This window comes from Cupriavidus sp. PET2-C1 (assembly GCF_054515855.1).
The window spans coordinates 3,846,872-3,866,473 of record NZ_CM137259.1 but is presented as its reverse complement, the minus strand read 5'-3'; the positions used below and the strand labels follow the sequence as shown (position 1 = coordinate 3,866,473).

18 protein-coding genes, 2 tRNA genes and 1 rRNA gene are annotated in these 19,602 nt (G+C 64.9%); 7 read left to right on the top strand and 14 right to left on the bottom strand.

The genetic code is table 11. The features are described from left to right. Positions 1-5 precede the first annotated feature (5 nt). Together ACX12D_RS17425 and ACX12D_RS17420 are read right to left on the bottom strand one after the other, a co-directional pair. A complete protein-coding gene (locus tag ACX12D_RS17425) occupies positions 6-1,352 on the bottom strand; it encodes an ABC transporter ATP-binding protein (RefSeq protein ID WP_459372088.1) in 1,347 nt (448 codons plus the stop codon). 72 nt (positions 1,353-1,424) lie between these two features. Next, the gene (locus ACX12D_RS17420; protein WP_459372087.1) at positions 1,425-3,179 is read right to left on the bottom strand and encodes an ABC transporter permease; all 1,755 of its coding nucleotides are present in this window, start codon (positions 3,177-3,179) and stop codon (positions 1,425-1,427) included. 314 nt (positions 3,180-3,493) lie between these two features. Between ACX12D_RS17420 and ACX12D_RS17415 the strand changes: the two genes are divergently transcribed. Beyond that, positions 3,494-3,766 carry an acylphosphatase gene (locus ACX12D_RS17415; protein ID WP_174428369.1) on the top strand — a complete coding sequence of 91 codons (273 nt, stop codon included), beginning with the start codon at positions 3,494-3,496 and terminating at the stop codon, positions 3,764-3,766. 34 nt (positions 3,767-3,800) lie between these two features. Here the strand turns inward: ACX12D_RS17415 and ACX12D_RS17410 are convergent, their stop codons facing one another. From ACX12D_RS17410 to rpe, 8 genes are all read right to left on the bottom strand, one after another. Continuing rightward, the gene (locus tag ACX12D_RS17410) at positions 3,801-4,604 is read right to left on the bottom strand and encodes a uracil-DNA glycosylase (protein ID WP_459372086.1); all 804 of its coding nucleotides are present in this window, start codon (positions 4,602-4,604) and stop codon (positions 3,801-3,803) included. Positions 4,605-4,659: 55 nt separating this feature from the next. Then, the gene (locus ACX12D_RS17405; protein WP_459372085.1) at positions 4,660-5,304 is read right to left on the bottom strand and encodes a CYTH domain-containing protein; all 645 of its coding nucleotides are present in this window, start codon (positions 5,302-5,304) and stop codon (positions 4,660-4,662) included. Positions 5,305-5,323: 19 nt separating this feature from the next. Next, positions 5,324-6,127, bottom strand: a complete 804-nt coding sequence (trpC, locus tag ACX12D_RS17400) for an indole-3-glycerol phosphate synthase TrpC (protein ID WP_459372084.1) — start codon at positions 6,125-6,127, stop codon at positions 5,324-5,326. 35 nt (positions 6,128-6,162) lie between these two features. Continuing rightward, positions 6,163-7,191 (bottom strand): anthranilate phosphoribosyltransferase, encoded by a 1,029-nt coding sequence (trpD, locus tag ACX12D_RS17395; protein ID WP_441640283.1) that lies wholly within the window; start codon positions 7,189-7,191, stop codon positions 6,163-6,165. A gap of 68 nt (positions 7,192-7,259) precedes the next feature. Next, entirely contained in the window at positions 7,260-7,829 is a 570-nt protein-coding gene (locus ACX12D_RS17390) for an aminodeoxychorismate/anthranilate synthase component II (RefSeq protein ID WP_441640273.1), read from the bottom strand. Positions 7,830-7,853: 24 nt separating this feature from the next. Continuing rightward, positions 7,854-9,371, bottom strand: a complete 1,518-nt coding sequence (gene trpE / locus ACX12D_RS17385; protein WP_150985644.1) for an anthranilate synthase component I — start codon at positions 9,369-9,371, stop codon at positions 7,854-7,856. Between the two features lie 459 nt (positions 9,372-9,830). Further along, positions 9,831-10,562: a phosphoglycolate phosphatase gene (gene gph / locus ACX12D_RS17380; protein WP_459372083.1), complete on the bottom strand. Its 732-nt coding sequence runs from the start codon at positions 10,560-10,562 to the stop codon at positions 9,831-9,833. Beyond that, positions 10,559-11,269 (bottom strand): ribulose-phosphate 3-epimerase, encoded by a 711-nt coding sequence (rpe, locus tag ACX12D_RS17375; protein WP_006162583.1) that lies wholly within the window; start codon positions 11,267-11,269, stop codon positions 10,559-10,561. The genes gph and rpe overlap by 4 nt, the downstream gene beginning before the upstream one ends. A gap of 165 nt (positions 11,270-11,434) precedes the next feature. Between rpe and apaG the strand changes: the two genes are divergently transcribed. After that, positions 11,435-11,809 (top strand): Co2+/Mg2+ efflux protein ApaG, encoded by a 375-nt coding sequence (gene apaG / locus ACX12D_RS17370; protein WP_006162582.1) that lies wholly within the window; start codon positions 11,435-11,437, stop codon positions 11,807-11,809. Positions 11,810-11,834: 25 nt separating this feature from the next. On the opposite strand, the gene ACX12D_RS17365 is transcribed toward apaG, so the two are convergent. Further along, positions 11,835-12,062, bottom strand: a complete 228-nt coding sequence (locus ACX12D_RS17365) for a hypothetical protein (protein ID WP_006162581.1) — start codon at positions 12,060-12,062, stop codon at positions 11,835-11,837. Positions 12,063-12,150: 88 nt separating this feature from the next. Here ACX12D_RS17365 and mltA point away from each other — a divergent pair, with 88 nt between their 5' ends. Further along, positions 12,151-13,320, top strand: a complete 1,170-nt coding sequence (mltA, locus tag ACX12D_RS17360) for a murein transglycosylase A (RefSeq protein ID WP_459372081.1) — start codon at positions 12,151-12,153, stop codon at positions 13,318-13,320. 65 nt (positions 13,321-13,385) lie between these two features. Here mltA and paaK read toward each other — a convergent pair whose 3' ends face one another. The 3 genes from paaK to paaG all read right to left on the bottom strand — a co-directional run bounded on the left by paaK (position 13,386) and on the right by paaG (position 16,057). Beyond that, positions 13,386-14,687 carry a phenylacetate--CoA ligase PaaK gene (gene paaK, locus ACX12D_RS17355; RefSeq protein ID WP_459372080.1) on the bottom strand — a complete coding sequence of 434 codons (1,302 nt, stop codon included), beginning with the start codon at positions 14,685-14,687 and terminating at the stop codon, positions 13,386-13,388. A 63-nt stretch (positions 14,688-14,750) separates the two neighbouring features. Continuing rightward, the gene (gene paaI, locus ACX12D_RS17350) at positions 14,751-15,197 is read right to left on the bottom strand and encodes a hydroxyphenylacetyl-CoA thioesterase PaaI (RefSeq protein ID WP_459372079.1); all 447 of its coding nucleotides are present in this window, start codon (positions 15,195-15,197) and stop codon (positions 14,751-14,753) included. Between the two features lie 47 nt (positions 15,198-15,244). Next, positions 15,245-16,057: a 2-(1,2-epoxy-1,2-dihydrophenyl)acetyl-CoA isomerase PaaG gene (gene paaG, locus ACX12D_RS17345; protein WP_459372078.1), complete on the bottom strand. Its 813-nt coding sequence runs from the start codon at positions 16,055-16,057 to the stop codon at positions 15,245-15,247. Between the two features lie 210 nt (positions 16,058-16,267). Between paaG and ACX12D_RS17340 the strand changes: the two genes are divergently transcribed. The 4 genes from ACX12D_RS17340 to ACX12D_RS17325 all read left to right on the top strand — a co-directional run bounded on the left by ACX12D_RS17340 (position 16,268) and on the right by ACX12D_RS17325 (position 19,417). Then, positions 16,268-17,044, top strand: coding sequence for an enoyl-CoA hydratase (locus ACX12D_RS17340; RefSeq protein ID WP_253928978.1), 777 nt, complete (start codon positions 16,268-16,270; stop codon positions 17,042-17,044). A 579-nt stretch (positions 17,045-17,623) separates the two neighbouring features. After that, positions 17,624-19,155: ribosomal RNA gene (locus tag ACX12D_RS17335) — 16S ribosomal RNA — on the top strand. Between the two features lie 61 nt (positions 19,156-19,216). Beyond that, positions 19,217-19,293, top strand: a tRNA-Ile gene (locus ACX12D_RS17330). Positions 19,294-19,341: 48 nt separating this feature from the next. Next, positions 19,342-19,417 (top strand) — tRNA-Ala (locus ACX12D_RS17325). Positions 19,418-19,602: the final 185 nt, after the last annotated feature.

Sequence of the window (19,602 nt, the reverse complement as noted above, 5' to 3'; positions counted from 1 at the left end):
CCCAGTCAGGCCTGCGTGCCCGTGCCTGGCGCCGGCTGCTCCTCGCGGGGCAGCGTCAGCATGCCGCTGTTGTAGCTGTATTCATACACCTCGCCATAGCGGCCCCATTCGATTGCCAGGGTCAGCACGCGCTCGGCTTCGTCTGGCTTGAGGAAGGCTTCGAGCTCGCGCAGCACGTGTTCCTCGCGGATCTCGCCGTCCTCGGACTGCTCCAGCTCGCGGCGGATTTGCGCGGCCAGTGCCACGTGTTGCAGCAATTGCTTGCCGAACAGCACCTTGCGCTCGGGCGGCTCCGTCTCGTAGTACGCGCGGCCCAGGCCGGTGGCGCTGATGTCGCCGCGCTCGATGGTGGCCAGTTGCAGCAGGTGCAGCGCTTCGCAGGCGGGGAGCAGGTCATCGTCGGTGAGCCCGGCTTCCTCGGCCAGGTGCGGCAGGTCGGCCCTGCCGAAAAAGGGTGCTTCGCACAGCAGGTCGAGAATGGCCTCCATCTGGCTGATGTCGGCATCCGGCAGGCGGTAGCCGATATCGCGCGCGGCCGCCAGCGCGGTGACGCGCGGGCCCATCGCGGCGGGCGACGTCATCAGTGTGTAGACCTCGTCGATCAGCCCGCGTACCTGGGAAGAGTCGCGGTTGCGCGGGCGCGGGAACGGGATCTTCACCTCGGCGCGGATACGGCCCGGATCGCTCGACAGGATCACGATGCGGTCGGCCATCATCACCGCTTCTTCGATATTGTGCGAGACGATCAGGATGCATTTGATGTTGGTGCGGCCGTCTTCCCACAGGTCGAGCATTTCGTCGCGCAGGGTCTCGCCGGTCAGCACGTCGAGCGCGGAGAAGGCCTCGTCCATCAGCAGCAGGTCGGGCTCGGTCACCAGCGCACGGGCAATGCCCACGCGCTGGCGCATGCCGCCGGAGAGCTCGCGCGGCAGCGCGCTGTTGAAGCCCGACAGCCCGATCATGTCGATCGCCGCCTCGGCCCGGCGCGCGCGCTCTTCCTTGTGCACGCCCTGGGCTTCCAGCCCGAGCTCCACGTTTTGCTGCACGGTGAGCCAGGGAAACAGCGCGAACGACTGGAACACCATGGCGATGCCTTCGGCGGTGCCGCGCAGCGGCTCGCCGCGAAAGCACACCTCGCCGCGATCGGCGCCGACCAGACCGGCCATGATGCGCAGCAGGGTGGACTTGCCAGAGCCGGACTTGCCCAGCATGGCGACGATCTCGCCGCGCTTGAGGGTCAGGTCCACGCCTTCGAGCACGGCGCGGTCGGAGCGGTCCGCGGTGCGGAAGATTTTTGAGACGCCGCGCAGTTCGACTACGGATTCGGCTGCGTCTGCGGTGGGGCTTGCCATGATGGAATTCCGTTCAGATTCAGGGCTTCAAATGGGCGGCGTATTGGCAGTGTATTGGCTGCGCATGGCGGTTCAAAGGCGCGTGCGTTCCTGCGCTAGCAGGTAGAGGCGGTTCCACAGCAGGCGGTTGAAGCCCACCACAAACACCGCCATCACGCCGATGCCTAGCGCGATGCGGGGGAAGTCGCCCTTGGAGGTCATCTCCGCGATATAGCTGCCAAGACCCGTGGCGACCAGCGTGCGGTCGCCCCAGGTGACGTACTCGGACACGATGCTCGCATTCCAAGAGCCGCCGGCCGCGGTCACCAGGCCGGTCAGCAGGCTGGGAAACACGGCGGGGATCAGGAAGCGTTTCCACAGCAGCCAGCCGCGCAGGCCAAAGTTGCGCGCGGCCAGCTTGAGTTCGGTGGGGATGCCGGAAGCACCGGCGATCACGTTGAACAGGATGTACCACTGCGTGCCGAAAATCATCAGCGGGCTGAGCCAGACCTCCGGGTTCAGCCCGAAGCGCACGATCAGCATCACCACCAGCGGGAACATCAGGTTGGCCGGGAAGGCGGCCAGGAACTGCGCCACCGGCTGGGCGACGCGCGCCACGTTGGGGTTCAGGCCGATGCGGATGCCAATCGGCACCCAGATCACCGCGGCCAGCGCGATCAGCACGATCACCCGCACCATGGTCAGGGTGCCCAGCCACAGCACATGGCCAACTTCCGCCCAACCCACCTCGGTGCGCACGAAGTGCATCACGCGATACAGGGCCAGCATGGCAATCGCGATGATGATGATGTTGCCGGCGCGCTCGATCCACATGGCGCGCCGGCCATCGTTGGCCTTCGGCGCTACCGCCTTGCGCCCGGATCCCCAGGCCAGCGTGCGCTCGGCCAGCGCCGCCGTGCGGCCCAGCAGCACGCGTACCCATTCCGAGCGGCGCAGCAGGTTGAGCAGCCACGATTGCGGCTCGGTCTCCTGCGCCATGATCTCGAAGCGGAAGCGGTCGGCCCAGGCAATCAACGGCCGGAACAGCAACTGGTCATAGAGGATGATGCCGATCAGCATGGCCAGGATGGCCCAGCCGATCGCCGCCAGGTTCTGCTGCTGGATCGCCAGCGAGATGTAGGAGCCGATACCCGGCAGCCGGATGTCGTTGCCCGATACCGAGATGGCTTCCGACGCCACCACGAAGAACCAGCCGCCGGACATCGACATCATCATGTTCCACAGCAGGCCCGGCATGGCGAAAGGCACTTCGAGGCGCCAGAACTTCTGCCACGGCGAGAGCCGGAACATGGCTGCCGCTTCCACCAGGTCGGTCGGGATGGTGCGGATCGACTGGTACAGGCTGAACGCCATGTTCCAGGCCTGCGAGGTAAAGATGGCGAAGATGGCGGCGCATTCCACCCCGACCAGGCTCCCGGGGAACAGCGCGATAAAGCCGGTCACGGTGATCGACAGGAAGCCCAGCACCGGGATCGACTGCAGGATGTCCAGCGCCGGTACCATCACTTTCTCGGCGATGCGGTTCTTGGAGGCGAGCGCCGCGAAGGCGAAGGAGAACAGCAGCGAGGCGCCCAGCGCAATCATCATGCGGATGCTGGTGCGCATGAGGTAGTAGGGCAGGTAGGCGATGTCCAGGTGCACGTCCAGCGGTTCGCCGGGCTGGTAGGGCACGTTCATCTGGCGGGCGGCAAAGGCCACCAGCACGATCACCGCCAGGATGATGGGCAGCAGCGCCAGGTCGAAGCGGTTCGGCGGCGCGGTCAGCAACTGGCTGGCGTAGCCACGGGAAGTGACCGAGCTGGCCTGGTCGTATTCGGCTTGCTGCATTATCTTGGCAGTGGAAACGTTGGCTGCGGTTGCCGTATGGGCCGGGTGGGGCCGGGCGGTCCGGGGGCCGGGATGGATCGGATCGGTGGTGCCAGCCAGGGCGTGGGCGCCTTGCGCTGCGCTGGCTCAGGTTAGGAACAGGGCTTTCGGGTTGTCGACAGGGCGCACCTTGCGCGTCGTTGTGCTGCGGACGTTACCTGTATTGGCCTGCCCTTACTGGTAACGCTTTGCATGGCGGTCTAGTTTACCTGTTATGCGTGTCGTAACCGTTTCAACGGATGTTTCAGCGCTCGCGCGCGGCAAGGGGAAGCCAGATGGAAACATGGCACATCGTGGTCAAGGGGAGGGTGCAGGGCGTGGGCTACCGCGTGGCCTGCGCGGGGCAGGCCGGGGCGCTTGGCATCAACGGCTGGGTGCGCAACCGGCACGACGGCTCGGTCGAGGTCATGGCCTATGGGCCGCCGGATCGGCTGGAGGCCCTTTGCAACTGGATGCGGCGCGGGCCGCCGGACGCGCAGGTCAACGCGCTGGTGGCGTTGCCCGGCGCGGGTGAGTTCGAGGATTTCGACTGCCTGCCGACCGCTTGAGGCGTGCCCGGCAAGGGGGCGGCTGCGCGGCGGCTCAGGTGGCGCGCCAGTCCACCGGCGCGGTGCCGTGCTGTTGCAGCCAATCGTTGGCCAGCCGGAAGTGCCCGCAGCCCAGGAAACCCCGGTGTGCCGACAGCGGTGACGGATGCGGCGCTTCCAGCACGCAGTGCGTGCCGGCCAGCAAGGGCTTCTTGGCCTGTGCATGGCTGCCCCACAGCAGGAAGACCAGGTGCGGGCGCGCGGCCGACAAGGCCTGGATCAGGCAATCGGTCACCGCTTCCCAGCCGCGCTTGGCGTGGCTGGCGGCCTGGCCTTGCTCCACCGTCAGCACGGTGTTGAGCAGCAGCACGCCCTGGCGCGCCCAGCCTTCGAGATTGCCGGAAGCCGGTGCAGCGCCGCCTTCATACTCCGCGGCGATTTCCTTGAAGATGTTGCGCAGGCTGGGCGGCACGCGCACGCCGTCCGGCACCGAGAAGGCCAGGCCATGCGCCTGCGGAACCTCGCTGCCGTTGACCACGCCGGTGCCGTGATACGGGTCCTGGCCGAGGATGACTACCTTCACGGTCTCGGGCGGCGTCAGGTGCAAGGCGTGGAACACGTCATGCGGAAAGACCGGCTTGCCGCTCGCGCGCTCGCCGTCGACGAAGGCGGCCAGTTCCTGCCAGCCGGCGGTGTTCATGCAGGGGGCCAGCAATGCGCGCCAGGCCGCAGGCAGCGCGGCGGCTTGCTCCGACAGGCTGGCGGCGGCCGGGGCAGGCACGGCGGCGTTTTCGGTTTCGGCCGCGGCAACGGCCGGGGCTGCGAACAGGTCGGCCTGTGCGCTGTTGTGCTTGGTCATGCTGGAGGAGTACCTGTTCTTTTAGGGAGGGGCGAGAGGGCGCGGGCGCGCCAGCTCAGGCGTGGCCGGCACCGGCGGCGAGCCGATAGCCGCGCGCGGCCTTGCTCTGGTCGGACGGCTTGAGGGGCGCAACGTGCTGCAGCCGCAGCGCCAGCGCGCGCAGCGCGGCTTCAGCCTGTGCTTGGGTGGGCGCCGCCTGTCCGGTGTCGCCGGGCAGCCACTCAAGCTCCAGTTCCTGGATCGTCTCTTGCGCGGCGCTGGCGGGCGCTGAAATGGTTCCGACGTCGAGCGCGGCCTCGATGCTTACGCCGTCCTGCTCGACCAGCCAGGTGCGCCGCGTGAAATCGGTGCGGAATACCGGTGCCAGAGTGGCGGCCAGTGGCGCGAGCAGGGCGCGCGCCTCGGGCGGGAAGGCGTCCAGCTCGATGGCTTCGGCCGCCACCCTGGTTTCCCACTCGTGACGGGCGGCCAGCCCGGCTTCGCTCTTGCCCGCGGTCTTCAGCGTCTGCAGCCATTGCTCGCCGCGGCGGCGCAGCCGCAGGGCGGCGCGTGCGCTGGCGAGGTCGCGCGCGGGCGTGTCAAGGTAGACGTTGAGCAGCGTGTGCTCGCCGCGCGCCTGTCCTTGTCCATCCAGCCAGGCCGCCAGCGCCGGCATGGCACCGTCCGGCACCGCCAGCTTGAGTTCGATTTCCTGGGCCATTGTGGTTTTATGTTTCCGTTCAGGCGAACAGGCGGGCCAGCTCGACACCCGGGTCGGGTGCGCGCATGAAGGCCTCGCCCACCAGGAAGGCGTGCACATTGGCGTCACGCATGCGGTGCACGTCGTCCGGGCCGATGATGCCGGATTCGGTCACCACCAGGCGGTCGTCGGGGATGCGCGCAAGCAGGTCCAGCGTGTTGTCGAGCGATACCTCGAAGGTCCGCAGGTTGCGGTTGTTCACGCCCAGCAGCGGCGTTTTCAGGCGCAGCGCGGCGTCGAGCTCTTCGCCGCCGTGCACTTCCACCAGCACGTCCATGCCGAGCTCATGCGCGCAGGCTTCCAGTTCGGCCATCAGGCCCGGGTCCAGCGCGGACACGATCAGCAGGATGGCGTCGGCGCCCCAGCAGCGCGCTTCATAGACCTGGTACAGGTCGATCATGAAGTCCTTGCGCAAGGCCGGCAACGGGCAGGCGCCGCGGGCGCGCTTGAGGAAGTCAGCGTGGCCCTGGAAGAAGTTCACGTCCGTCAGGACGGAAAGGCAGGCCGCGCCATGCGTGGCGTAGCTCTCGGCGATGGCTTCCGGCACGAAGTTCGCGCGCAACACGCCCTTGGAGGGCGAGGCCTTCTTCACCTCGGCGATCACCCCGGCGTTGCCGGCGGCGATCTTCTCGCGCAGCGCGCGTTCGAAGCCGCGCGGCGCCAGGCCCGGTTCGGCGCGCAGGCTCTCGGCCTCGGCGCGCAGGCTCGGCAGGGCGCGCTTCTTGCGCGCCGCGTTCACTTCGTCGGCCTTCACGGCCAGGATTTTCTGCAGGATATCGGACATGCGGTAATTCTCTCGCGGGGCTGGATGGCTCGGGCTTACTTGAACTGCTGCGTGGCGCGCACGAACTGGTCGAGCTTCTCGCGCGCCGCGCCGCTGGCGATGGCCTCGCGCGCGCGCTGGATGCCGTCCTCGATCGAGCTGGCCACATTGGCCGCATACAGCGCCGTGCCGGCGTTGAGCGTGACGATCTCGCGCGGGGTGCCGGGCACATCGGTGAGCGCTTCCAGCAGCATTTCCTTCGACTCGGCGGCATCGGCCACCTTCAGGCCGCGGTTGGAGATCATCTGCAGGCCGAAATCCTCGGGGTGGACTTCGTACTCGCGCACTTCGCCGTCCTTGAGTTCGCCCACCAGCGTGGCGGCGCCCAGCGAGACCTCATCCATGCCGTCCTTGCCGTAGACCACCAGCGCATGGCGCGCGCCCAGGCGCTGCATCACGCGTACCTGGATGCCGACCAGGTCGGGGTGGAACACGCCCATCAGGATATTGGGCGCGTCGGCCGGGTTGGTCAGCGGGCCCAGGATATTGAAGATGGTGCGCACGCCCATTTCCTTGCGGATCGGGGCGACGTTCTTCATGGCCGGGTGATGGGTAGGGGCGAACATGAAGCCGATGCCGGTCTGCTCGATGCAGTGCCCGACCTGCTCCGGCGTCAGCATGATGTTCACGCCCAGCGCCTCCAGCACATCGGCGCTGCCCGACTTGGAGCTCACGCCACGGTTGCCGTGCTTGGCAATGCGCGCGCCGGCGGCGGACGCCACGAACATCGACGCGGTGGAAATATTGAACGTATGCGAGCCGTCGCCGCCGGTGCCGACGATGTCGACGAAGTTCTCGCGGTCCTTGACTGGCACCTTGTTGGCGAACTCGCGCATCACCTGCGCCGCCGCCGAGATCTCGCCGATGGTCTCCTTCTTGACCCGCAGGCCGGTCAGGATGGCCGCGGCCATCACCGGCGACATCTGGCCCTGCATGATCTGCCGCATCAGGTGCAGCATCTCGTCATGGAAGATCTCGCGGTGTTCGATGCAGCGGGTGAGGGCTTCCTGGGGCGTGATGGACATGGCGGTCTCGGTCTTTGCGTTGGTGTGGGCCGCGCCGGGGACCGGCGCGCTAGGCGTATCGAGCAGTCTCATCGGGGCGCCTTGACGAAGTTGGCCAGCAGCGCATGGCCGTGCTCGGACAGGATGGACTCGGGGTGGAACTGCACCCCCTCGATGGCGAGCGTCTTGTGGCGCACGCCCATGATTTCGCCATCCGGTGTCCAGGCCGTCACTTCCAGGCAATCCGGCAAGGTCTCGCGCTCGATCGCCAGGGAATGATAGCGCGTCACGTCGAAGTGCTTGGGCAGGCCGGCGAACACGCCTTCCTGCGTGGTCTCGATGCGGCTGACCTTGCCGTGCATGACCTGCTTGGCGCGGATCACCTTGCCGCCGAAGGCTTCGCCGATGGCCTGGTGGCCCAGGCACACGCCCAGCATCGGGATGCGGCCGGCAAAGTGCTGCAGCACTGCCACGGAAATGCCGGCTTCACGCGGGCTGCACGGGCCGGGCGAAACGCAGATATGGTCGGGCTTGAGCGCCTCGATGTCTTCCAGCGTGATTTCGTCGTTGCGATAGGTGCGCACGTCGGCGCCGAGTTCGCCGAAGTATTGGACGATGTTGTAGGTAAACGAATCGTAGTTGTCGATCATCAGCAGCATGGCGGTTCCCCTGTTCCCTTTACCTTAAATATCCGAGTCCAGGCCGTCCTGGACCTGCTCGGCGGCGCGGATCACGGCGCGCGCCTTGGCTTCGGTTTCCCTCCATTCGGCTTCGGGGTCCGAGTCGGCAACGATGCCGGCGGCAGCCTGCACATAGAGATTGCCGTCCTTGACGATGCCGGTACGGATCGCAATGGCCAGGTCCATCTCGCCGCCGAAGGACAGGTAGCCCACCGCGCCGCCGTAGATGCCGCGCTTGCGCGGCTCCAGCTCGTCGATGATCTCCATCGCGTGCACCTTGGGCGCACCCGACAGCGTGCCGGCCGGGAAGGTGGCGCGCAGCACGTCGAGGTTGCTCATGCCGGGCTTGAGCGTGCCTTCCACCGAGCTGACGATGTGCTGCACGTGGGAGTATTTTTCGATCACCATCTGGTCGGTGACCTTGACCGAGCCGATCTCGGCGATGCGGCCGATGTCGTTGCGCGCCAGGTCGATCAGCATCACGTGCTCGGCGATTTCCTTGGGATCGTTGAGCAGCTCGGTGGCCAGTTGCGCGTCCTTCTCTGGCGTGTTGCCGCGCGGACGGGTACCGGCCAGCGGGCGGATGGTGACGATGTGATCCTCGCGCTGGTCGCCGTTGCTGCCCACACGGCGGGTTTCCTGGCGCACCAGGATCTCGGGCGAGGCGCCCACGATCTGGAAGTCGCCGAAGTTGTAGAAGTACATGTATGGCGACGGGTTCAGCGAGCGCAGCGCGCGGTACAGCGTCAGCGGGGAGTCGCGGTACGGCTTGACCAGGCGCTGGCCGATCTGCACCTGCATCATGTCGCCAGCCATGATGTATTCCTTGGCCTTGTGCACGGCGGCGAGGTAGTCGGCCTTCTCGAATTCGCGGTAGACGTCGGTTTGCACCGAGGGGCTGGTGATGGGCACATCCACCGGCTGGCGCAGCTTCATGCGCAGTTCGCGCAGGCGCTGGCGGGCGCGGGCGTAGGCTTCCGGCGTGGTCGGGTCAGCGTAGACGATCAGGTAAAGCTTGCCGGACAGGTTGTCGATCACGGCCAGCTCTTCGCACAGCAGCAGCTGGATGTCGGGCAGGTTCAGGTCGTCCGGCTTTTGCGTGTTGGCGAGCTTCTTCTCGATATAACGCACCGCGTCGTAGCCGAAGTAGCCGGCCAGGCCACCGCAAAAGCGCGGCAGGCCGGGGCGCAGCGCCACCTTGAAGCGCTTCTCGAAGTCGGCGATGAAGTCGAGCGGGTTGCCTTCGTGGGTTTCCACCACGCGGCCATCCGTGACCACTTCGGTGCGCATGCCCGAGGCGCGCAGCAGGGTGCGGGCGTGCAGGCCGATGAACGAGTAGCGTCCGAAGCGCTCGCCGCCCACCACGGATTCCAGCAAGAAGGTGTTGACCCCGCGCGTTTGCGATTGCGCCAGCTTCAGGTACAGCGACAGCGGCGTTTCCAGGTCGGCGAAGGCTTCGGTGATCAGGGGGATACGGTTGTAGCCCTGCTCGGCCAGCGATTTGAATTCCAGTTCGGTCATGTCGATCCTCTTGTGCTGCGGCGCCTGCGTATCAGTATGGCGCACGCCGCGGTGTCGGCAACTTGGGGCTGGAAGGTCGTCAGACCCGCCCCGGAGAGACCATGGCGCGGACGAGTGTCCACGCACGGCCGGGGTGGGCGTGCAGCGCGTTCGGAAGACACCGGCGCAAGGGCTGGATGTCGGGCGGCTGGAAAATCAGGGAAGGTCCGGCAACCTGCCGGTCTGGCCGGCCCTTTCCTGGTGCGGATGCATCGCGGGGATGCGGGAAAGGGGCGGTCAGGAGACTCGCGAACGCACTTTACGCCTGTTGGGAGGCGCGCCAGCGACGCCAGGGCCAGGCCTGCCGATCACTGCCAGAAGAGATGCGTTTGCGGTTCAGAAACATGAAATCGTGTTCAGCGATTTATGGTTTGGATGTTGGGTGGTGCCTTGGCTTCGGCGGCCTTGCGGCCGCCGGGGTCATGCCCGGTGTGCCGCCAACAGCTCGGCAACGCGAACAATGGAATCGACTATACCATCGGCGTCAACGCCTTGTACAGGATTGCCGTGGTTGTAGCCGTAGGGCACAAGCAGCACTCCCATGCCCGCCGCGCGGGCCGCCTGCGCATCGTTTTCCGAGTCGCCGATCGCGGCCATTTCGGCTGGCTCCAGGTGGAACACCTCCGCTACCTTGAGCAGCGGAAGGGGATCCGGCTTGCGCAGGGCGAAGGCGTCGCCGCCGTAGACCAGCTCGAAGAACCGGCCCAGGCCGGTCTTGGCCAGCAGCGGCTCGGTGAAGCTATGCGGCTTGTTGGTCACGCAGGCCATCCGGAGGCCAGCTGCCTTCAGGGCCGCCAGGCCTTCGGCGACGCCGGGGTAGACCTGCGAGAACTGACCGTTGATGCGCAGGTATTCGCGGTCGTACAGCGCCAGCGCATCGGCAAACATGCCGTTGGCGTGGGCCGGCGAGAAGCGCGCATCCAGCACGCGCCGGATCAGGTTCTCCGAGCCCTTGCCGACAAAGCTGACGATCTCTTCCTTGCTCATCGGCGCGGCGTTGCCAAGCTGCGGATGCAGGTGGACCAGCGCCTTCAACATGGCATTGACCGCCGCGTGGAAGTCGCCGGCGGTGTCCACCATGGTGCCGTCCAGGTCCACGATGACACCGCGGATGCCGCGCCAGTCGGTGCGCTTCATCTGCGCCGAGCTCATTGGCCTGCCTTGCCGACCTTGGCCAGCTCGCTGCGCATGGCCGACAGCACGCCCTTGTAGCCGCCGTCGGCGTCCGGCTTGCTGAACACGGCGGAACCGGCGACAAAGGTGTCGGCCCCGGCCGCGGCGATCTCGGCGATGTTGTCGATCTTCACGCCACCGTCCACTTCCAGCAGGATGCGGCGTCCGGTGCGCTCGGCGTACGCGTCGATGCGCTTGCGGGCCGCGCGCAGCTTGTTGAGCGTCTCGGGAATGAAGGACTGGCCGCCAAAGCCGGGGTTGACCGACATCAGCAGGATCACGTCGATCCGGTCCATCACGTGGTCCAGGTGGTGCAGCGGCGTGGCCGGGTTGAACACCAGGCCGGCCTGGCAGCCGTGTTCGCGGATCAGCGCCAGGGAGCGGTCGATATGCTCGCTGGCTTCCGGGTGGAAGGTGATGATATTGGCGCCTGCCTTGGCGAAGTCCGGAATGATGCGGTCCACCGGGCGCACCATCAGGTGCACGTCGATCGGGGCGGTTACGTGGGGGCGGATCGCCTCGCACACCAGCGGGCCCACCGTCAGGTTCGGCACGTAGTGGTTGTCCATCACGTCGAAATGGATCCAGTCGGCGCCGTCCGCGGTCACGCGCCGCACTTCCTCGCCCAGGCGGGCAAAGTCGGCGGACAGGATGGACGGGGCGATGCGGTAGGTGGGCGTGCTCATGGCGGGGCTCGAAAGGAGGGTGCTTCAAGGGGGAAGCCGGTATTTTACCCTCCCCGCGCGGGGCGCCGCTGCCGTCCGACAGGCAGCTTGCGGCGGCTTAGCTTGCCGCCCCCGGAGCCATGCCGCACAATGCGGCTACCCTGATCCCGCCCTGATGTGTCGACAATGAGCGAATACGCGTTTTCCGTGGCCGTACGTACCCAGTACCTGGCCGACCAGTCCGACCCTGAGCGCGGGCGCCATGCCTTCGCCTACACCATCACGATCCACAATACCGGCGAGGTGGCTGCGCAGCTGATCTCCCGGCACTGGGTCATCACCGATAGCGACAACGGTACCCAAGAAGTGGCTGGCCTTGGCGTGGTCGGGCACCAGCCCCTGCTCAAGCCGGGCGAGCATTTCGAGTACACCAGCTGGGCCACCATCTCGACCCCGGTGGGCTCGATGAAGGGCGAGTATTTCTGCGTGGCCGAGGATGGCCATCGCTTCGAGGTGCCGATCCCCGAGTTTGCGCTGGTCCTGCCGCGCATGCTGCACTGAGACGTTGTACTGAACGCGGCGGAACCTATTGGCCCGAAGTGCTGTCCTGATCCTGTTGGGTACGCGCCGTGCCTTGTCCCGCATTTCCTCCATGTCCAGCACGCGACGGATGATCGTCCGGAGCGCGGCTGGGGCGCGGGTTCTTCTTGGCCGTGCCCATGGTCCAGACCACGATGAAGATCAGCAGGAAGAGCGCCAGTCCGGCCTCGAGGGCGAAGAGCAGCATGGGATGGGCTTCAAAGAACTTGCTCATGACAGGGCTACGTGGAGGCGACGGTGGGCATTGTAGGCCATCGGCAGATGCGTCCGGCCGCGATACGCTGAGTTTTCACCCAATCAAGATGGCACACCTGCATTCCCTTTTCCGCTTTCCTATTTCGTCTTCCCGCTCCTCGTCGGGACAGGCAAGTACCGCTGCCAGCGGCCGCCGGCTTGGCTGGCTCGGGCTTGCCGCCGCCGCCACGCTGCTGGCCGGCTGCATGAGCGGCCCGCCGCCCCGCATTGAAGGCCCGGGCACCCGGCCCGTGACGCCGCCCACCGGTTCCACCCAGAAGGGCGTGCTGCAAGCCGCCAGCTGGGGCGAGATCGGCGGCTGGAGCCAGGACGACATGCGCGCCGCCTGGCCGGCGCTGCAGGCCAGTTGCCAGGCCCTGAAGAAGCGCGCCGAGTGGAACCGCGTCTGCGCGCTCGGCCTGATGGTCGACGCCGGCGACCTGGGCGCGATGCGCGCCTACTTCGAGTCCAACTTCCAGCCCTTCCGCGTGGTCAACGGCGATGGCACAGACAGCGGGCTGATCACCGGCTACTACGAGCCGATCCTGCACGGCGCACGCATGCGCCAGGGACAGTACCAGGTCCCGCTGTATCGCAAGCCGCCCCAGTGGGGCAACCGGCCGCTGCCGGCGCGCGGCGAACTGCTGCAGAACCCGGCCCTGCGCGGCCAGGAACTGGTCTGGGTGGATGATCCCGTGGAAGCGGCGTTCCTGCAGATCCAGGGCTCCGGCCGGATCCGCCTGCAGGACGGCAGCGTCATGCGGGTGGGCTTCGGCGGCACCAACGACCAGCCGTTCCGTTCCTTCGGCAAGTGGCTGCTCGACCGCGGCGAGATCACGCCGGCGCAGGCCACCATGCAAGGCATCAAGGCCTGGGCGCGGGCCAACCCGGGGCGCGTGGATGAGATGCTCAACGTGAACCCGCGCTTCGTGTTCTTCCGCGAGCTGCCGCCTAATAACGATGGCCCGGTTGGCGCGCTGGGCGTGCCGCTGACTGCCGAGCGCTCCATCGCGGTCGATCCCGCGACCATCCCGCTGGGCGTGCCGGTCTTCCTCTCGACCACGCGGCCGCTGTCGTCCGAGCCGATCCAGCGCCTGATGTTCGCGCAGGATACGGGCTCCGCCATCAAGGGCGGGGTGCGGGCTGACTTCTTCTGGGGGGCTGGCGATGCAGCTGGCGAGACCGCCGGACGGATGAAGCAGGGCGGGCGCATGTGGGTGCTGATGCCGCGCAGCTAAGGCATGAAAACAAGGGCCGGCCATTCCTGGCCGGCCCTTGTTATTACCTCTCCACCTTCGGCGCTTCAGCGCGGGCGCTGGTCGACGATGCGCCTCGCCTTGCCCACCGAGCGCTCCACGCCGCCGCTAGGCAGGATCTCGATGCCAACGGTCACGCCGATAAACGCCTTGATGTCGTAGGTCAGCTGGGCGCTGGCCTGCTGCGTGGCCGCCGGGTCGACGCCATGCGCGCATTCCACGCGCACGGTCAGCACATCGAGATGGCCATCCTTGGTCAGCACGCACTGGTAGTGCGGCGCCAGTTCGGCGTGCTTGAGGATCAGCTCCTCGATCTGCGAGGGGAACACGTTGACGCCGCGGATGATCATCATGTCGTCTGTGCGGCCGGTCACCTTCTCCATGCGGCGGAAGGCGCCGCGGGCGCTGCCGGGCAGCAGCCGGGTGAGATCCCGGGTCCGGTAACGGACAATCGGCAGGGCCTCCTTGGACAGCGACGTAAAGACCAGCTCGCCGAATTCACCGTCGGGCAGCACCTCGCCGGTGATGGGATCGATCACCTCGGGGTAGAAATGATCCTCCCAGATGGTCGGGCCATCCTTGGTCTCTGCGCACTCGCTGGCCACGCCCGGCCCCATGACTTCCGACAGCCCGTAGATATCCACCGCCGAGATGTCCATGCGCTTCTCGATGGCCAGGCGCATCTCAGGCGTCCACGGCTCCGCGCCGAAGATACCGACTTTGAGGGAACTGGAGGTCGGGTCGATGCCCTGGCGCTCGAACTCGTCGGCGATGGCCAGCATGTAGCTGGGCGTGACCATGATCACTTCCGGCTTGAAGTCCTGGATCAGCTGCACCTGCCGCTCGGTCTGGCCGCCACCGAACGGGATCGCCGTCAGCCCTGCCTTTTCCACGCCATAGTGCGCGCCGAGTCCACCGGTAAAGAGCCCGTAGCCGTAGCTGATATGCACCTTGTCGCCGCGCCGCGCACCGGCCGCGCGGATCGAGCGGGCCACCACCGTGGCCCAGGTGTCGATGTCCTTCAAGGTGTAGCCCACCACCGTGGGCTTGCCGGTTGTGCCCGACGAGGCATGGATGCGTGCCACGCGGTCCTGCGGCACGGCGAACATCCCGAATGGGTAGCTATCGCGCAAGTCCTGCTTGGTGGTGAACGGAAAGCGGGCGAGGTCGGCCAGCGTACGGATCTGGTTCGGGTGGACGCCGGCGGCATCGAACTTGCGGCGGTAGACCGGCGAGTTCTGATAGGCGTGGTTGAGCGACCATTGCAGGCGTTCCAGTTGCAACGCCTGCAATGCATCGCGGCTGGCGGTCTCGATCGGCTCGAGCGGCAGATCTGTCAGGCGCGTCATGGTGTCTCCTGCGCGGGGCTTATGTTTGCTTGTCTTTGTATTTATATTCGTCTGGGCCAGGCATCACTGCGCCGCGCCCGGCGGGGCGACCACATGCCCCTTGATCTGCGCGGACTTGCCGCGGAACATCGCTACCGGCTCGCCGGCGCGGTTGGTCACCCGGATATCGTAGATGCCATGCCGGCCCGACAGGACCTGCTCCGTGGCTTCTGCCGTCAGCACGTCGTCGCCGTGCACGGGTTTGAGGAACTCGATGCTGCAGCCTGCCGCCACCGTGTTGATATTGTGGCTGTTGCAGGCGAAGGCAAAGGTCGAGTCGGCCAGCGTGAACATCAGGCCGCCGTGGCAGATGCCGTGGCCGTTGAGGAATTCCCGGCGCACCGGCATGGACAAGCGCGCGTAGCCGGGCCGCACGGCCTCGACGATGATGCCCAGCCAGCGGCTGCAGGCGTCGGCTTCGTACATGCTGGCGGCGGCCGCTTCCGCGAGGGCCTGGGGATCGTGGGTCAAGCTGGTCTCCTGTTCGTGCTGTTGGCTGCGCTGCGGTATTGGCGATCCTATCGCCCGGTGAAGCGCGGTGCGCGTTTTTCCAGGAAGGCGTTCACGCCCTCGGCATAGTCGGGCGACGCGCCCAGCTCGCGCTGCAGGTCGCGTTCCAGGTCAAGCTGGGCATCGAGCCCCTGGCTCGCGCCGGCGTACATGGCTTGCTTGATGGCGGCCAGGGCGCGCGTCGGCTGGGCCGCCAGGTGCGTGGCCAGCGCCAACGCCTGCACGGGCAGCAGCGGATCGTCCATCGCCTCCCAGATCAGCCCCCACTTCTCGGCCTCGTCGGCGCTGAGCTTGTCGCCCGTCATGGCCAGGCCCATGGCGCGGGCCATGCCGATGCGCTTGGGCAGCAGCCAGGTGCCGCCAGAATCCGGCACCAGCCCGATCTTGACGAAGGCCTGGATAAAGCTGGCCGAGCGCGCCGCCAGCACCATGTCGCAAGCCAGCGCCAGGTTGGCCCCCGCGCCGGCCGCCGTGCCGTTGACGGCGGCAATCACCGGCAGCGGCAGCTTTTGCAGGCGCCGGACCAGCCGGTTGAACCACACGTCGATCAACTCGCCAAGGTCGGTCATGGCGCCGGGCGTGAAATCCAGGTCGGCCAGGTCCTGCCCCGCGCAGAAGCCGCGCCCGGCACCCGTCAACAGCAGGGCGCGGGCGCCGCCGGCCTCCACATGGTCGAGTGCCTGCTGCAGCACGGCGTGCATTTCGCGGGTAAAACTATTGAGCTTGTCGGGGCGATTCAGCGTGATGACCGCAACCTGGCCATGCCAGGCGAGCAGTATCGGGCCGGTAGTCAGGCTGGTCTGTGGGGGCGTATCTGGCATCTTTCGTCTCCTGCCATGTCAGTGGAGGCAATGTCTGGCGGCACGCGGTCACTCTTATTTATAGGAGGGTCCGGATCGCCGTTTAAATTAACCGACCAGTCGGTCGGCAAATGGTAGCACTAATTTGCGCACGCGAGTATCGTCTCGCAGGGTAACGAATCGATCCACTTTCCGCTTTCCGACTTCCCATTCCAAGCAAGAGGAGAACACATGCCGTACGAGAACATTCTGGTGGAAACGCGCGGGCGCGTCGGCCTGGTGACGCTGAATCGCCCCAAGGCCCTGAACGCGCTCAATGACGCCCTGATGGATGAACTGGGCGCGGCGCTGCTCGCATTCGACGCCGATGAAGCCATCGGCAGCATCGTGATCACCGGCAGCGAACGCGCTTTTGCCGCGGGCGCCGATATCGGCATGATGGCCAAGTACTCCTACATGGATGTGTACAAGGGCGACTACATCACGCGCAACTGGGAAACGATCCGCCGCATCCGCAAGCCGGTGATCGCGGCCGTGGCCGGCTACGCGCTCGGCGGCGGCTGCGAGCTGGCGATGATGTGCGACATCATCATCGCCGCCGATACCGCCCGTTTCGGCCAGCCCGAGGTCAAGCTGGGCACGATGCCCGGCGCCGGCGGCACCCAACGCCTGCCGCGCGCGGTCTCCAAGGCCAAGGCCATGGACCTGTGCCTGACCTCACGCATGATGGACGCGGCGGAAGCCGAACGCGCCGGCCTCGTGTCGCGCGTGGTTGCCGCCGACAAGCTGCTCGACGATGCGCTGGCCGCTGCCGAGACCATCGCCGGTTTCTCGCTGCCGGTGGTGATGATGATCAAGGAGTCGATCAACGCGGCTTACGAAACCAGCCTTTCCGAGGGCGTGCACCTGGAGCGCCGTTTGTTCCACTCCACCTTTGCGACGGAAGACCAGAAGGAAGGGATGGCTGCTTTTGTGGAGAAGAGGGCGCCCGATTTCAAGCATCGCTAAAACTTGATAGGTGAATACCCGAGCAACTTCATCGGGTATTCACCTTCCGGTGCGGGTTAAGCGGGCTGTATTTTCTTTATAGATCAATGGGTTGTTCCAGCGCCTTCGGCATGCCTCGCATACTCATGTGACAAAACGATTGCCAAGGTCCGGGGAGGCGCATATGATTCGCCCCCTCGCAACACGAAACACCGCTGCAAAGCAGACGGGACAAGGGTTGCGGGGTCGGCAGGGTGGTTGGCGGCGCGGATGGCGCAGCGAGCTGAAGGAAAAAAACCTGTTGACGAAACGATGATCACGCTTCATAATCTCGTTTCTCTGCTGCAGCAAACGCAGCGACGCGGTAAGCAAAGCGAACCGTGGCAAGTTCTTTAACAAACAAACAAACAACCGATAAGTGTGGGCGCTTGATAGCGGATGCGGAAGACTTCGGTCTTTTAGCTTACAAGTTATAAAGTGCTCGCACAGTAAAACATGTTGGTTATGTCTTCGGATGTAACCAGTCAGTTTTCTGAGAGTGAGCGACCGCTCGAAAGAGCGAGGTTTCAGCAGGCAACTGCGCGGAACCACACAGGTATTAAACTGAAGAGTTTGATCCTGGCTCAGATTGAACGCTGGCGGCATGCCTTACACATGCAAGTCGAACGGCAGCACGGGAGCAATCCTGGTGGCGAGTGGCGAACGGGTGAGTAATACATCGGAACGTGCCCTGTCGTGGGGGATAACTAGTCGAAAGATTAGCTAATACCGCATACGACCTGAGGGTGAAAGCGGGGGACCGTAAGGCCTCGCGCGATAGGAGCGGCCGATGTCTGATTAGCTAGTTGGTGGGGTAAAGGCCCACCAAGGCGACGATCAGTAGCTGGTCTGAGAGGACGATCAGCCACACTGGGACTGAGACACGGCCCAGACTCCTACGGGAGGCAGCAGTGGGGAATTTTGGACAATGGGGGCAACCCTGATCCAGCAATGCCGCGTGTGTGAAGAAGGCCTTCGGGTTGTAAAGCACTTTTGTCCGGAAAGAAATCCCTTGCCCTAATACGGCGGGGGGATGACGGTACCGGAAGAATAAGCACCGGCTAACTACGTGCCAGCAGCCGCGGTAATACGTAGGGTGCGAGCGTTAATCGGAATTACTGGGCGTAAAGCGTGCGCAGGCGGTTTTGTAAGACAGGCGTGAAATCCCCGAGCTCAACTTGGGAATGGCGCTTGTGACTGCAAGGCTAGAGTATGTCAGAGGGGGGTAGAATTCCACGTGTAGCAGTGAAATGCGTAGAGATGTGGAGGAATACCGATGGCGAAGGCAGCCCCCTGGGACGTCACTGACGCTCATGCACGAAAGCGTGGGGAGCAAACAGGATTAGATACCCTGGTAGTCCACGCCCTAAACGATGTCAACTAGTTGTTGGGGATTCATTTCTTCAGTAACGTAGCTAACGCGTGAAGTTGACCGCCTGGGGAGTACGGTCGCAAGATTAAAACTCAAAGGAATTGACGGGGACCCGCACAAGCGGTGGATGATGTGGATTAATTCGATGCAACGCGAAAAACCTTACCTACCCTTGACATGCCACTAACGAAGCAGAGATGCATCAGGTGCCCGAAAGGGAAAGTGGACACAGGTGCTGCATGGCTGTCGTCAGCTCGTGTCGTGAGATGTTGGGTTAAGTCCCGCAACGAGCGCAACCCTTGTCTTTAGTTGCTACGCAAGAGCACTCTAGAGAGACTGCCGGTGACAAACCGGAGGAAGGTGGGGATGACGTCAAGTCCTCATGGCCCTTATGGGTAGGGCTTCACACGTCATACAATGGTGCGTACAGAGGGTTGCCAACCCGCGAGGGGGAGCTAATCCCAGAAAACGCATCGTAGTCCGGATCGTAGTCTGCAACTCGACTACGTGAAGCTGGAATCGCTAGTAATCGCGGATCAGCATGCCGCGGTGAATACGTTCCCGGGTCTTGTACACACCGCCCGTCACACCATGGGAGTGGGTTTTGCCAGAAGTAGTTAGCCTAACCGCAAGGAGGGCGATTACCACGGCAGGGTTCATGACTGGGGTGAAGTCGTAACAAGGTAGCCGTATCGGAAGGTGCGGCTGGATCACCTCCTTTCAAGAGCGTGCATCTTAAGTCGAGCGTTCACACTTATCGGTTTGTTTGCTGTTACAGCCAAGGGTCTGTAGCTCAGGTGGTTAGAGCACCGTCTTGATAAGGCGGGGGTCGTAGGTTCAAGTCCTACCAGACCCACCAAGTTATAGACGGTGGTTCGATGTTGAGCTTCCGGCGTCAGTAGTATTTGGGGGATTAGCTCAGCTGGGAGAGCACCTGCTTTGCAAGCAGGGGGTCGTCGGTTCGATCCCGTCATCCTCCACCAATTACCTGGTACCTTGGATTGGTCGTCAAAGGCAAGCGCTTAGGATTGAGCGTTTGCCTTTGGCCTTGGCCAAGACGTTGCGAGACCAAGTCTCGCACGGCTGTTCTTTAACAATATGGGATGTAGTAAAGGTGTCGTGAGCGTTGATGAGACGCTGTAGTAAAAACACGATACCGGGTTGTGAT

What these genes read in the sequence shown, in the direction of transcription:
- ACX12D_RS17390 (WP_441640273.1), bottom strand. Translation starts at nt 7,829, where the DNA reads ATGCTGCTGATGATCGACAACTACGATTCGTTTACCTACAACATCGTC.
- trpC (WP_459372084.1), bottom strand. Translation starts at nt 6,127, where the DNA reads ATGTCCGATATCCTGCAGAAAATCCTGGCCGTGAAGGCCGACGAAGTG.
- paaG (WP_459372078.1), bottom strand. Translation starts at nt 16,057, where the DNA reads ATGCCAGATACGCCCCCACAGACCAGCCTGACTACCGGCCCGATACTG.
- ACX12D_RS17415 (WP_174428369.1), top strand. Translation starts at nt 3,494, where the DNA reads ATGGAAACATGGCACATCGTGGTCAAGGGGAGGGTGCAGGGCGTGGGC.
- paaK (WP_459372080.1), bottom strand. Translation starts at nt 14,687, where the DNA reads ATGACGCGCCTGACAGATCTGCCGCTCGAGCCGATCGAGACCGCCAGC.
- gph (WP_459372083.1), bottom strand. Translation starts at nt 10,562, where the DNA reads ATGAGCTCGGCGCAGATGAAGCGCACCGACTGGCGCGGCATCCGCGGT.
- ACX12D_RS17425 (WP_459372088.1), bottom strand. Translation starts at nt 1,352, where the DNA reads ATGGCAAGCCCCACCGCAGACGCAGCCGAATCCGTAGTCGAACTGCGC.
- trpD (WP_441640283.1), bottom strand. Translation starts at nt 7,191, where the DNA reads ATGTCCATCACGCCCCAGGAAGCCCTCACCCGCTGCATCGAACACCGC.
- ACX12D_RS17410 (WP_459372086.1), bottom strand. Translation starts at nt 4,604, where the DNA reads ATGACCAAGCACAACAGCGCACAGGCCGACCTGTTCGCAGCCCCGGCC.
- apaG (WP_006162582.1), top strand. Translation starts at nt 11,435, where the DNA reads ATGAGCGAATACGCGTTTTCCGTGGCCGTACGTACCCAGTACCTGGCC.
- ACX12D_RS17405 (WP_459372085.1), bottom strand. Translation starts at nt 5,304, where the DNA reads ATGGCCCAGGAAATCGAACTCAAGCTGGCGGTGCCGGACGGTGCCATG.
- trpE (WP_150985644.1), bottom strand. Translation starts at nt 9,371, where the DNA reads ATGACCGAACTGGAATTCAAATCGCTGGCCGAGCAGGGCTACAACCGT.
- rpe (WP_006162583.1), bottom strand. Translation starts at nt 11,269, where the DNA reads ATGAGCACGCCCACCTACCGCATCGCCCCGTCCATCCTGTCCGCCGAC.
- ACX12D_RS17420 (WP_459372087.1), bottom strand. Translation starts at nt 3,179, where the DNA reads ATGCAGCAAGCCGAATACGACCAGGCCAGCTCGGTCACTTCCCGTGGC.
- ACX12D_RS17340 (WP_253928978.1), top strand. Translation starts at nt 16,268, where the DNA reads ATGCCGTACGAGAACATTCTGGTGGAAACGCGCGGGCGCGTCGGCCTG.
- mltA (WP_459372081.1), top strand. Translation starts at nt 12,151, where the DNA reads ATGGCACACCTGCATTCCCTTTTCCGCTTTCCTATTTCGTCTTCCCGC.
- ACX12D_RS17365 (WP_006162581.1), bottom strand. Translation starts at nt 12,062, where the DNA reads ATGAGCAAGTTCTTTGAAGCCCATCCCATGCTGCTCTTCGCCCTCGAG.